The organism is Xanthomonas campestris pv. campestris str. ATCC 33913 (genome assembly GCF_000007145.1).
GTDB classification, from domain to species: domain Bacteria; phylum Pseudomonadota; class Gammaproteobacteria; order Xanthomonadales; family Xanthomonadaceae; genus Xanthomonas; species Xanthomonas campestris.
The window spans coordinates 4,804,282-4,816,775 of sequence record NC_003902.1; the positions used below are offsets into that span (position 1 = coordinate 4,804,282).

Consider the following 12,494-nt stretch of genomic DNA (forward strand, 5'->3'; position numbering starts at 1 on the left):
CCACGGTGTGCCGGCCGGCACGTCACCGAGGCCGATAAAAGCTTGGCGAAGTCTCACCATGGAACTGCGAACGATGCGGGCAGTCGTGCGTGGACGCGTCATCCACGCCGCGTCCAGAAAGGCGGCCCCTGTCTGGCACCCGCTTGTCAGGTTTTGTCAGTGGCTTTCAGTCAGCAGGCGCGATGCGCACGCCCAGCTGGTTGGCCACCGGGCGCTCGCGGCCCGGGATGCCGGTGTGGATGGGACGATTGAGCGCGCGCACGTCGCCGTCCACGCGTGCGGCCAGGGTGCTGGAGCCGCCCCCATCGAGATTGATCGCCGCATGCGCGCCGAGTTGCTCGAACACGGCGGTGAGCGCGTCCAGTGTCATGCCGGCGCTGTAGCCGGGCTGGCGCCCGTCGGCCACCACCATCCACAGGGTGTGGCCGCTGCGGTCCAGGCCCACGGCGCTGCGCGGTTCGGGGCCATCGTAATAGGCGGCGCGGCTGGCTTCGCGCGGTTGGCGCTTGCCATCGAGCAACAGCAAGGGACCTGCACCCACGCCCAGCCGCGACCCGGCCGGGCAGCTGCCGCGCACGATGCGCACCGCGTCGCGCTGGCTGACGCACAGCGCCGCGTTGACGCGGGGGTCGCTGGTGGCCGCCGCCGAATCGGTGCGGCCGGCCTCGATGGCCAGGCCTTCGGCGGTAACGCCCTGGCCGGCGGCCGGTACGAACGGCTTGTCCAGCAGATGGCCGCCATCGAAGGGCAGGAAATAGTCGGCATTGATCGCCAATGTCAGCGCGCCATCGCGCACGAACGCGGTAGTGGGCGTGGCGCGGAATTCGCCGCCGTCGCTGCGGTCGCCAGGGGTGCCGACCAGCTGCAGGCCCGGCGTGGTGAGGTCGATCTGGGCGATGTGCAGCATCACCGGCTGCGCTCCGCCGATGGCCTGCCGCCAATAACGCACCCCCGGTGCCAGCGTGAGCGGTGCGGTGGGTGCCGGCACCGGCGCGACCAGCGGCTCGATGGTGACGCGCGCACGCGCCTGGGCCTGGTCCAGCGCCGCCAGCACGTTGTCCAGTTGCGCCGGCGGCACGCGCAGCAACAAACGCTGGGTGGGCGCCAACTGCAGTACCTGCAACAGCCCGGCGCAGCGCGCGCCCGTGCACGGCGTGGCATCCATCCCCACCCGCGCCGGGCCGCGCGCGTCATCGCGCACCTGCAACGCCAGGCGGTTGCCTTCGGCCGGTTTGCAGCGGCTCACCGCCGCCAGCACATCCTGCGGCCACTGGCCCCAGCAGTCGCCGCTGACCACGGTTTCGATCGGCACGAACGGCACGCTGGCAGCGGGCACGTTGGTCTCTGCACCGGCGGCAGCGCCGATCGGGGTCAGCAGTGCGCATAGCAGCGCAGCGGCACGCGACGGGTCAAAACGCATAGTCCACTCCAAGGTAATAGGCACGGCCGTTGTCGAGCTGCTCGCGCATGAGTTGTTGCTCTGCACCGATCACGCGGGTGAGCCGCGCATTGCTGAGGTTGCGGCCCTGCAGGGTGAGCCGCAGCTGCGCACTCAGGCGCCAGGCCAGCTGCGCGTCGTAGCTGGTGATGGCGTCGTAATAGCGGTCGTTGACGCGGTTGTCGGTGGCTGCGGAAATCAGCTGCGCGCCGGTGTAGTTGGCGCTGATGCGCGCACTGAACGGGCCCACGTCGTACAACAGCGACGCGTTGGCGCTGCGCTTGGGCGATTCCATCAGCCCGGGCAAGCCGCGCTGGCTGCCATCGGCCATCTGTATCTCGGCCGTGCGCGGGTCGAGCACGGTGAGGTTGAGCATCGCGCCCAGGTTGGACCAACCGCCGGGCAGAAAATCGAAGCGGCTGTCGATGGCGGTGAATTCGATGCCCTGCACCTGCGCGGTGCCGGCATTGATCGCCTGGGTGGTGGTCACCTGGTAGGTGCCGCTCAACCCGCCGGGATCGCGCTGGGTGTCGGTGCTGGTGGTGCGCACGATCTCGTCGTCGATGCGCTTGTGGAACAGCGCCACCGACAGTTGCGAGTCGCGGTCCGGGTACCACTCCAGCGACAGATCCAGGTTGTCCGAGCGGCGCGGGCGCAATTGCGGGTTGGCGATGCTGCGGTTGATGGTGAAGCCGGTGACATCCACCACCGGGCTGCTGTTCTGGCCGATGTCGCCATAGGTGGGCAAGCCAATCGTGCGGCTGCCGGCCATACGCAGCTTGAGTGCCTGGGTGATGTCCCAGGCGAAGTTCGCCGATGGCAGCAAGAAGCGGCGGTCGCTGTCGGCCGATTGCTGGACGTAGTTGCTGGTGCTGGTCAGCGGCTGCGGCACCGCGCTGAGCACGGTGCGCTGCAGGTATTCGTTGCGCAGGCCCAGCGTGGCCTGAGTGCGTGCGCCATGCCAGACACCCATCGCGTAGGCGGCGCCATTGCGCTCGTCGATGCGGAAATCACTGATCGCGCTGTTGCGCGCGTTGGTGTTGGCCAGCACGTAGGCGCCCGGTGCGGCAGCAGCGAATGCGGCCACCTTGCCGGGGTCGATCAGCAGCAGGCAGTTGAAATCGGCGAACGGGCAGATACGCGCGTCATCGGTACCAACAGTGGCCAGCGTCACGCGCCCGGATGGATTGCGGCGCACTTCGTCCAGGTTGTAGCGCTGTTGCAGATCGCGGTACTGCAGTCCTGTGCGCAGCCCCCAGCCTTGCGCGTCGGCATCGGCGTTCTGGCTGTAATCCAGCTTGACCGTGGTGGTGTCGGTGCTGCTCTTCTCAGTACGGGTCAGGAAGTACGACTGCGTATAGTTGGCCGGGTTGGCGTAGTACGCCGGGTCGGCCAGCGTGATGGTGGGCCGCGTGTTGCTGCCCAGCGCATAGCCAAAGCCCAGCCGCGCGGACGCGGCCGCCGCAAAGACGTCTTCGCGGGTGTCCTGCACATAGCGCCCGGTGGCGCGGTTGAGCACCAGATCCACATGGCCTTCGGGATTGAGCCGGAAGCTGCCGCCAAGCTGGGCGTAACGCAGCGTGCGGGTCTGGTCGAAACGGTTGGCATCCACCTGCGCGCTGCCCTGCGCGAACCGGCCGCTGTCGGCATCGGTCACCGCCGCATTGCCGACGCGGTTGATCCACTGCGAACGGCGCTGCTCGTCGTTGCTGTGCTCGAACACGCCGGCGCTGAGCGCAAGTTTCAGGCTGTCGCCATCGTCGTATTCCAGCTTGCCGAACGCGCTGCGGCGCTGGCGCACGTTGTCGTAGCTGAGCGGGCGAAACCGGTCCGGCGCGATCGCCAGACCATCGGTATCCAGTGCCGGGGTGAGGTCCTGGCGCCGGCCGTTGGCGTAGTAGCTGTAACTGTCGATGGCGGTGTTCAACGACGACGAATCGCGGCGGAAGTAGTCCGCAGACAGCACCACGCCGAAGTGATTGTCCGGCCCGAAGGTCTGGCTGAAACTGCCTTGCACCTGCCCGGACGGCGTGCTGCCCTGCAGCTGCCGGCGGTTTTCCCAATCGGCCACATTGGCCCGCACGGTGGCGAAGCTGCCGTCGTGATCGAAGGCACTGCGCGTGCGCAACGCGGCGATGCCGCCAATGGCATTGCTGTCCATGTCGGCGTTGAAGGTCTTGTAGATATCCACCTGCTGCGCGAGCGAGGCGGGAATGACGTCCAGCGATTGCACGCGCCGGCTGGTTTCGGTGGACGGCAGCGCCACGCCGTCGATCAGCACCGTGTTGTAGTCCGGGTTGAAGCCACGCAGGCTCATGAACTGCGCTTCGCCGCGGCCGTTGTTGACCACCATCGACACGCCGGGCACGCGCTGCAGCGCCTCGCCCAGGCCGAAGTCCGGGATCGAGCCGATGTCATCGGCCGCCACGCCATCGGAGACCACCGCCGCCTCGCGCTTGGCGCCAATCGCCTGGCGGATGGACAGGTGCTGGCCGGAGACCTGCACGGCATCCAGCTGCACCGGGGCGGTCTCGCCCCCGGCCGCGGCAACCACGGGTTCGGCGGCCTGCGCGCTCAGGCTGGCCGCGACACCCAGCGCCAGCAGACTGCGACAAGGGCAAAGAAAGGTGCTGAAACGTGACATGGCGCAACCAATGAGGGCAGAAGCTGCCAATTTAATAACTTACTGTGAATTAATTATTTCAGCCGCAGCGGCTATGCTTGCGCGTTGCTCCCCCGCCCTGCTCGCCCATGCCGTCCTCGACCGCCTTCGCCGCGCCCGCGCACCGCCAGCCCTTCGAAGGGCTGAGCCTCAATGAGCGCGACATGCTCAACCGCCTGCGCCTGGCCGGCGTGCTGACCCGCGCCGACCTGAGCCGCGGCACTGGGCTGACCGTGCAGACCGCGGTGCGGTTGATCGAAAGCCTGCAGGCGCGCGGCATGGTGCGCATGGGCGAGGGGCTGGCGCGGCCCGGCCGCGGCAAGCCGGGCATCGCCGTGTCGTTGCGCCCCGGCCACGGGCACACGCTTGGGGTCTCGATTGCCACCGACGCGCTGACCCTGGCGCTGATGGACTTCGCCGGGCAGGTGCTCGGCGTGCAGGAGCTGCCGCTCACCGATCCCAGCGCCGCCGGCGTGCTGGCGCAGCTGCAGGCCGGCGATGCTGCGCTGCTGGCCAGCCTGCCGCACGCGCCCGGCCCGCGCCTGGGCATCGGCGTGGCGATGACCGGGTTTTTCACCGGCCAGGACGGGCGCATCAATCCGCCCGACCCGCTGCGTGCGCTGGGCGAGTTCGCCCTCTGCCCGTGGCTGGCGGAGGCCTGCGCGCAGCCGGTGTGGATGGACAACGACGGCAGCGTGGCCGCCGCCGGCGAGGCGATGCTCGGAGTAGGCCGGCGTCATCGCGACTTCGCCTATCTGTATCTGAGCTACGGCCTGGGCGGCGGCCTGGTGATCGATGGCAAGGTGCTACGCGGCGCGCGCGGCAACGCCGGTGAATTCGCCGGCATGTTGCCCGCGCAGCGGCTGGAACGCGCCACCCTGGAATTGCTGCGCGAGCTACTGGCCGAAGACGGCGTGGAGCTGCCGGATATCCGCGCGCTACTGGCCGCCTACGACCCGCGCTGGCCGGCAATCGAACGCTGGCTGGCGCGCAGTGCCCCGGGTGTGTCGCTGATCGTCTCGGCCATCACCGCGGTCTGCGACCCGGAGGCCATCGTTTTCGGCGGCCGCCTGCCTGCGGATCTGGCACACCGCCTGATTGCCGCGGTCCGCATCGACAACCAGCCACGCCGCGGGCAGGCGCGCCCGATCCCACTGCTGCTGCCGGCCGAAGCACCGGCCGATGCCTGTGCGATTGGCGCGGCGACATTGCCGTTGCAGGCGCGCTATTTCGGTTGAGCCATTGCACCGCGGTTAGGTGCGTCATCGGCTGCACGACGACAGCAGGCATCGAAGATCTCCCACGCCAGGGTGCGTGCCTGCGCGCCCTGCTGTTCGCTCAAACCGTCGAGCAGTTCCTCCTCGCCTTGCAACGCTGTGGAAGCATCGTGCGATGACCCCGCAGGTTGGCGCGCGGCCAGGCGCCAGGCCGCGGCATACACCGGGTCAGGCGCACGCAGCAGTGGTGATGCCACCACCTGCGCCAGGCTCTCGATGGCATCGGGCTGCCCCTGCAGCGCCAGCAACTCCAGCGCGCTGACGATCGAGGCCATCTCTCGTTCGTCATTGGGCGCCAGCCGTGCCTGCTGGCCGGCGGGTGTCGCGGCGGCAGTGGCTTGCATCACCTGCGCGGCACGTTGCGCCAACAGATAGCGCTGCGCGGCCAGGTCGCCACGCGCTGCCGCCGTACGCAGCAGCGCGTCGACCTGTTCTGGCGGCATCGCCGTGCACAGCGCCTGTGCAGGCTGCGCGGTTGCGCCACGGGCGATCTGCGCCGTGCGTTGCTGCAGCCGCTCGGTGCAGGCAAGCGCCTGCATCGCAGTGTCGAACAGGTCGCCTGATGTTGCGTGTCGAACGGGCGCACGAGCGGCGACCTTCACCGCCGCTGGTACGGCCACGACGGCTGCAGCACGGCCCGCGGAGTTCGCCGCACCGTGCATGCACCACGCCACCACCAGCGCGGCGACTGCCAACACGGCCGCCAACACCCAGCGTGATCTGCCGACGGCAGCGCGCGCACCGGGGACGGACATCTCCATCGGTTCCTGCCTTTAGCGCAGCGCCGCTTCCAACGCGGCATGATCGAACTGCAACGGGTTGGCCTGCCGCAGTCGCTCCAGCGCGGCCGTCGCCGCCTGCTCACGCAACTGCACCTCGATCTGCCCGCGTGCAGTCTCCAGCGTGGCGGGGATGCGCGCGTCCACACGGATCAGGTGATAGCCCTCTGGCCCACGCACCGGTGCCGATACGTCGCCCACGCCCAGCGCCTGGACCGGGGCAGCGAAGACATCGGCCACGTTGCGCAGGAAGATCGACGACAGCTCGCCGCCCTCTGCGGCCGTGCTGCCATCGTCGGATTCGCGCTTGGCCACTTCCTCGAACGGCGTGCCGCTGTCCAGCTGACGCTTGAGCTGCTGTGCACGGGCCAATGCCTGCGCATCGCTCAGCGGCGCCCCACGGCGGGCATCGCCTTGCGGCTGCAGCGCCACGAACACATGGCTCAAGCGGACTTCGTCATAGTCGTGCGGGTGCGCGTTGAATTGCGCCTGCACTTGCGCTGCATCGATGTGGGCCGTGGTGCGGGCGCGCCGCTGCATCGCGTCGGCAAGGATGGCGTCAGTGGCCTGGCGGAGCTGCACAGCGACCACCGGGTCGTCTTGCAGGTGCACCTGACGTGCCTGATCCAGCAGCAGCCGCCTGTCGGCAAACGCGCGGACAAATGCCGGGTCAGCCGCACCGGCCGGGTTGGCGCCCCGCGGCAGATCAGCCAGCGCAAGCGCGCGATATTCCGGTGCAGTAAACGCCTGCTTGCCGATCTGTAACACCGTGGTGACGCTGTGGGATACGCCGGAATCGGCGGTGGCGGCCTGCGCCGACGGCACGCCAGCAATCAGACCCAGCGCAAGCGCGCCGGACAAACAAAGGGACTGCAACATGCAAGAGATCTCCGTGATGACAGGCCCCGACGACGGGCGATGCCGGCGTCGGGGCCACTGGCCCGCATGGGCCGGGAAAGGCACCAGTTAGTCGTGCTTGTGGGCTGCCTGCAGATACCGGATCGCGGCCTTCGGATCATCAGTGGTGATCAGGCCGAAGGCCTGGCTGTGGACGATGTAGTCCAGATTGCCGCGGTTGTCTGCGGTATCGCGGCCACCGGAATAGGAGAAATACAGATCCGACAGGGCGTAGCAGCAGGCGCCGCTGTTCTGATAGAACTTGCCGGCAGACGGGCCGTCCGGAATCGCCTGGAACACGCCGACACGATAACCACGCTCGCGGATGAAATCGGCATCGCTCTGCAGCAAGCCACGGAGTTGCTTGACGTTGATCTCCATCGTCTGGTTACCCGCACTCATCCATGCCGAGATCGTCTGGCGCACATTGATCTTGCCCAGCATGTTGGTCGTGAACACTGGAATGCCGACCATGCCGCTGCCATCTGCACGGTAGGCATCGCGACTGGTATACAGCGTCGCATTGACCTTGGCGGCGACGTAGCTTGCGGATGCCACGCCGAACTGGCTCTCGGCGGCCTTGCGCACCGCGCGTACCGTGGCCGCATCCTTGATGTCGAACACCATCGGGGTACGCAAGTTGTGCTGCTTGTAATAGGCGAACAGCTCATCCACGCGCGGCACGTGATAGCCAGTGGCGGTGCGGCGGTCCGGAGTCAGCAGGAATAACTGGCTGACCTCCGACCATGGGGTGACCAGAATGGATGGATTGACGCCCTGGTTGGTGATCGGGTCGTACTTCACCCCCGGATGGTGCTGCCACACAGTGGTGGTGCGGCCCAGGTTGTAGTCATGCAGCAGCACCGGCACGCCGTCACTGGTGAGCTTGACGTCAAGCTCCACGCCGTCCATGCATTGGTCGTTGGCAGTCTGCAGTGAGCCGCGCGAGTTTTCCGGCATGTCGGGGATACCGGCGTATTTGCCCCATAGGCCACGGTGCGCCAGCACAACGGTATTGGAGGAGTTGAACAGGATGCGTTGCATTTTGAGGCTAGAGCTGTCGCTGCAGGCGGCCAGCGCCAGCTGCGGCAGTGCAGTCAGCACGGCCAGTGCGCCGAGCAGGCGGCAGGCGCGGGCCAGCGGATGTGGAGCAAGGATGGTAGACATGGTCTCTGTGTCCCGGTTCGTAGGTGCAGGAAGGGCAAGGGATGGACGAGAGCCGATGGGTCGACGCAATCGGCGAACTCGCTTGCAGCGCACTCGCCAGCCGGTGGATACCGGGGAGAGGCCAAGCCGGGCGTGATCAGCGTTCGGCTTGCGGGCCAATTTAGTCACTCTCGATGACTTAATTTCTTCGCTGGTGTTGCCGTTTTCTACGACCACGCAGCAGTGGCGCGAAAAACGAAGTAGATGACGGCATCACCCGAATCGGCGCGAGATGAGGCGACGCCTGACCGCATGCAGATGCGTGCACATCGGGCATCGCGCGCCGACGTCGACGGTCAGGGGTGTGGTGGTCAGGATCGGGACTTTCGGCCTTCGATCCGCGACAGTCGTCAGATACGTGCATCGCGTGCGCGCTGCGCAGACGGTCGGCTTCTGGAGAAGGGTTCGGCTGCGCCTTTGCACAGCGCAGCCGCCGGTGGACGCGCAGGCGCTCATGAACCCATCGGCGCGAGGTATCGCAATACGCCGGTAGCGTCGGTCGCTCTCATCTGCCCCAAACGCAAGACGCCGGCACAAGGCCGGCGTCTGCGTGACAGCACTCAGTGATGTGGTGGATCAGTGACCGGAGGCGCCGGACGCACCCAGGCCGGTTTCGGCACGGATCTGCTGTGCCTTGAACGCGGCGCGTTCGTTGGCCGCCTGCGGGCTGCGGTCCAGCACCGAGAACAGCCAGATACCGACGAAACCAATCGTCATCGAGAACAGCGCCGGCGAGGTGTACGGGAACGGCGCCGAACCGGCCGCGTTACCCAGCGTGTCCACCCACACCGACGGCGACAGCACCGTGAGCACCAGCGAGGAGATCAGGCCCAGGAAGCCGCCGACCACCGCACCACGCGTGGTGCAGTTCTTCGACAACAAGGACAGGATCAGCACCGGGAAGTTGGCCGAGGCGGCGATGGCGAAGGCCAGCGACACCATGAAGGCCACGTTCTGCTTCTCGAACACGATGCCCAGCAGCACGGCGATCACGCCCAGCACCAGGGTGGTGGCACGCGAGACCTTCAGCTCCGAACCCGGCGCCGGGTTGCCCTTCTTGATCACCGTGGCGTACAGGTCATGCGACACCGCCGAGGCGCCGGACAGGGTCAGGCCTGCGACCACCGCCAGGATGGTGGCAAAGGCTACCGCCGAGATGAAGCCCATGAACACGTTGCCGCCTACGGCGTTACCGACCAGCACCGCCGCCATGTTGGCCGCGCCCTTGCCGCCGTGGATGGTGCCGGTGGCGACATCGGCGAACTGCGGGTTGGTCAGCACCAGCGCGATCGCACCGAAGCCGATGATGAAGATCAGGATGTAGAAGTAGCCGATCCAGGTGGTGGCCCACAGCACCGACTTGCGTGCCTGCTTGGCATCGGGAACGGTGAAGAAGCGCATCAGGATGTGCGGCAGCCCGGCGGTACCGAACATCAGCGCCATACCGAAGGAGATCGCCGAGATCGGGTCCTTCACAAAGCCGCCCGGCCCCATGATCGACAGGCCCGCCTTGGCTGCATCCTCAGGCGATGCACCGCCATTGGCCGCAATCGCGGTCTTCACCCGCACGCCCTCGGCAAACAGCGCCTCGAAGCTGAAGTTGAAGTGCCACATGATCGCCACGGCCATGAAGGTCACGCCGGTCAGCAGCAGCACCGCCTTGATGATCTGCACCCAGGTGGTGGCGGTCATGCCGCCGAACAGCACGTAGACCATCATCAGCACGCCGACCAGGGTGACCGCCACCCAGTAGTCCAGGCCAAACAGCAACTTGATCAACGCACCGGCGCCGACCATCTGTGCAATCAGATAGAACAGCACCACCACCAGCGTGCCCGATGCGGCAAAGCTGCGGATGGCGGTCGGCGCGAAGCGGTAGCCGGCCACGTCGGCAAAGGTGTACTTGCCGAGGTTGCGCAGCCGTTCGGCCATCAGGAAGGTCAGGATGGGCCAGCCGACCAGAAAGCCGATCGCGTAGATCAGGCCGTCGTAGCCGTTGGCCATCACCGCCGCGGTAATGCCCAGGAACGAGGCAGCCGACATGAAGTCGCCGGCGATCGCCAGGCCGTTCTGAAACCCGGTGATGCCGCCGCCGGCGGTGTAGAAGTCAGCCGCCGACTTGGTCTTGGCGGCCGCCCATTTGGTGATCCACAAGGTGCCCAGCACGAAGAAGCCGAACATGCCGATCGCCACCCAGTTGGTGGGTTGCTTGTCGACCTGGCCCATGTCGCCGCCGGCGGCCAGCGCGAGGCCGGCCGGCAGCAGGCCGGCCAAAATCAGGAGAAGGCGCGAAGTCTTGCTCATTTGCGGGCTTCCTCCAGGATCTGCGCGGTCAGCTGGTCGTAGGTGTTGTTGGCACGACGCACGTAGATGGCGGTGATGATGATGGTGAACACCATCACCCCGATCGCGATCGGGATGCCGACGGAGGTCACGCCGTCGCCGATGGGCTTGGCCAGGAACGCCTTGTCGAAGGCGATCAACCCGATGTAGCCGTAGTAGGCCAGCAACATCAGCGCAGTGAGGGTCCAGCCCAGCGTGTTGCGCTGGCGCTTGAGGGCGTGGTACTTCGGATTGGCATCGATCTTGGCGATCAGTGCGTCATTCGAGACGGTCATGGTCAGTCTCCAGTGCTGCAGGGGCGGTACGGCCCCCACCACCGCGGTGGCAGGGGCAACCGATGGGTGAAACTTAGAAGCTGTACTTGGTGGTGAACTGCAGGCGCGAGATGTCGCCGCTGTCGCCGTTTTCGGCTTCGCGGCGGCCATACATCAGCTCTGCGCCCACATCCACCTTGGGCAGTGGCGAATAGAAGACGTTGGCGCGGATGCTCTGCTGCGACTTGCTCGCCAGCGCGCCGGTATTGGCAATGTCGTGGTCGTAGTTCACGCGCGAATACATGATCGTGCTGCGCAGCTTGGCGTTGTAGTCGTGGCGCCAGGCCACCCAGCCGGCAAGCGTGCTGACGGTCTGGATCTTGCCGTCGATGTCGATCTCCACGTCCGAGCCGTTACCCAGGCCCAGATACCGCCCCAGGCCTTCGCCGTAGCTGAGCTGGTAGCGCAGATCGTTGTTGGCATTGATGATCCAGCGGCCGCCGCCGGCGATGGCGCCGCCGAAATCGGTGTCGTTGGTCAGCGCGCTACGCGTGCGGTACTGGCGCGCAATCGCCGACAGGCCGAAGGTGCCCCAGGTGCCCTTCCAGTTGTAGCGCGCGGTCAGGTCCGGCATGGCGCCGTGGTCCGAGGCCAGGATGGTGTTGCCGCCCTGGTAGGGCGTGGTCAGGGTCTCGGGGTTTTCTGCCGACACGCTGAAGGCGCCGCGGGTGTAGCGGATCTGGGTCTGGCGGCTGAACAGCGCGCCGTCGGTCGGCCCGACGATGTCGGCCGCTTCGGGCAGGATCGTGGCATCGACGAAGTTGGACCAGGTCTGGCCGGCCAGCCAGTTGTTCCAGCTCATGTAGGCGTGCCGCAAGGTGCCGCCGTACAGATTGTTGACTTGGTTGGCCAGCGCGTTGCCGAAGAAATCCAGCTCGATGAAGCCGGTGAGCTTGTCGCCGTTCTCGGTGACGGTGTCCACGCCCAGGTTGAAGCGCGAGAACTTGGCATGGAAGTCGGTGTCCGTGCTCGAGGCCTGTCCCCCGACAGGCGTCTGCGTCGGGATATACAGGTACCGCCCCACCGCGCCTTCGGGCAATGCGCCGTCGGAGGTGCGGGTGGTCATGAAGTCGGCCTTGATGAAGCCATCGAAACGAAACGTCGTCCCCGGCAACGCATTCGGCGTAATGCTGGTCAGCTGGATCGGCCGCTTGCCCGCCGGCAGTGCCGGGGCCGCAGGCGCCTGTGCCTGCGCCGCACGCACCTCGCCGACCTGGGTCTGCGTCTGGGTGATCTGGCCCTGCTGTTGCTGCTGGGCGGAGACCAGCATCTGGACCTGGCGTTCCAGATCGGCAATACGTGCTTCCAGCGCCTTTTCCTTGGAGGTCTGCGCGAACGCGACACCCGGCAGGATGGTGGCCACGAACAAAGCGGCAGCCAGCGGTTTGCGCACCAACGGTGCTTTACGGTGTTTCATGGAACCCCCTCCCCGGTGAAGGCATCGCGCATGGACGGCGACGCTAGGCGGAGCGTGCGGCAGGCCACGCTTTGCCGCCTATTCGCCTTTGGTCGTAGCTGCAATGCAGCATTTCGCAAGGCGACCGACTGTCGCAGCGGCAGTTACGACCATGGTCTAAG

At 66.8% G+C, this 12,494-nt stretch carries 9 protein-coding genes; 1 reads left to right on the forward strand and 8 read right to left on the reverse strand.

What is annotated here, in order from left to right; translation table 11 throughout:
- Window positions 1-166 precede the first annotated feature (166 nt).
- Both XCC_RS21000 and XCC_RS21005 read right to left on the reverse strand, forming a co-directional pair.
- A complete protein-coding gene (locus XCC_RS21000; protein WP_019238109.1) occupies window positions 167-1,420 on the reverse strand; it encodes a phosphodiester glycosidase family protein in 1,254 nt (417 codons plus the stop codon).
- Complete coding sequence (locus XCC_RS21005; RefSeq protein ID WP_043877848.1) at window positions 1,410-4,082, reverse strand: TonB-dependent receptor; 2,673 nt, start codon at window positions 4,080-4,082, stop codon at window positions 1,410-1,412. The genes XCC_RS21000 and XCC_RS21005 overlap by 11 nt, the downstream gene beginning before the upstream one ends.
- Before the next feature lie 107 nt (window positions 4,083-4,189).
- On the opposite strand from XCC_RS21005, the gene XCC_RS21010 reads away from it, so the two are divergent.
- Window positions 4,190-5,338 carry an ROK family transcriptional regulator gene (locus XCC_RS21010; protein WP_011039122.1) on the forward strand — a complete coding sequence of 383 codons (1,149 nt, stop codon included), beginning with the start codon at window positions 4,190-4,192 and terminating at the stop codon, window positions 5,336-5,338.
- Here XCC_RS21010 and XCC_RS21015 read toward each other — a convergent pair.
- From XCC_RS21015 to XCC_RS21040, 6 genes are all read right to left on the reverse strand, one after another.
- Window positions 5,326-6,039: a hypothetical protein gene (locus XCC_RS21015; RefSeq protein WP_373276674.1), complete on the reverse strand. Its 714-nt coding sequence runs from the start codon at window positions 6,037-6,039 to the stop codon at window positions 5,326-5,328. The two genes, XCC_RS21010 and XCC_RS21015, sit on opposite strands and share 13 nt — an antisense overlap.
- 111 nt (window positions 6,040-6,150) lie before the next feature.
- Entirely contained in the window at window positions 6,151-7,035 is an 885-nt protein-coding gene (locus XCC_RS21020; protein WP_019238111.1) for a peptidylprolyl isomerase, read from the reverse strand.
- An 87-nt stretch (window positions 7,036-7,122) separates the two neighbouring features.
- Window positions 7,123-8,130 carry a glycerophosphodiester phosphodiesterase family protein gene (locus tag XCC_RS21025; RefSeq protein WP_029629077.1) on the reverse strand — a complete coding sequence of 336 codons (1,008 nt, stop codon included), beginning with the start codon at window positions 8,128-8,130 and terminating at the stop codon, window positions 7,123-7,125.
- Window positions 8,131-8,835: 705 nt separating this feature from the next.
- The gene (locus XCC_RS21030; protein ID WP_011039126.1) at window positions 8,836-10,563 is read right to left on the reverse strand and encodes a cation acetate symporter; all 1,728 of its coding nucleotides are present in this window, start codon (window positions 10,561-10,563) and stop codon (window positions 8,836-8,838) included.
- Entirely contained in the window at window positions 10,560-10,877 is a 318-nt protein-coding gene (locus tag XCC_RS21035) for a DUF485 domain-containing protein (protein WP_011039127.1), read from the reverse strand. Before XCC_RS21035 ends, XCC_RS21030 begins: the two co-directional genes overlap by 4 nt.
- 73 nt (window positions 10,878-10,950) lie before the next feature.
- Window positions 10,951-12,333, reverse strand: a complete 1,383-nt coding sequence (locus XCC_RS21040; protein WP_012439602.1) for a DcaP family trimeric outer membrane transporter — start codon at window positions 12,331-12,333, stop codon at window positions 10,951-10,953.
- Between the last annotated feature and the right edge of the window lie 161 nt (window positions 12,334-12,494).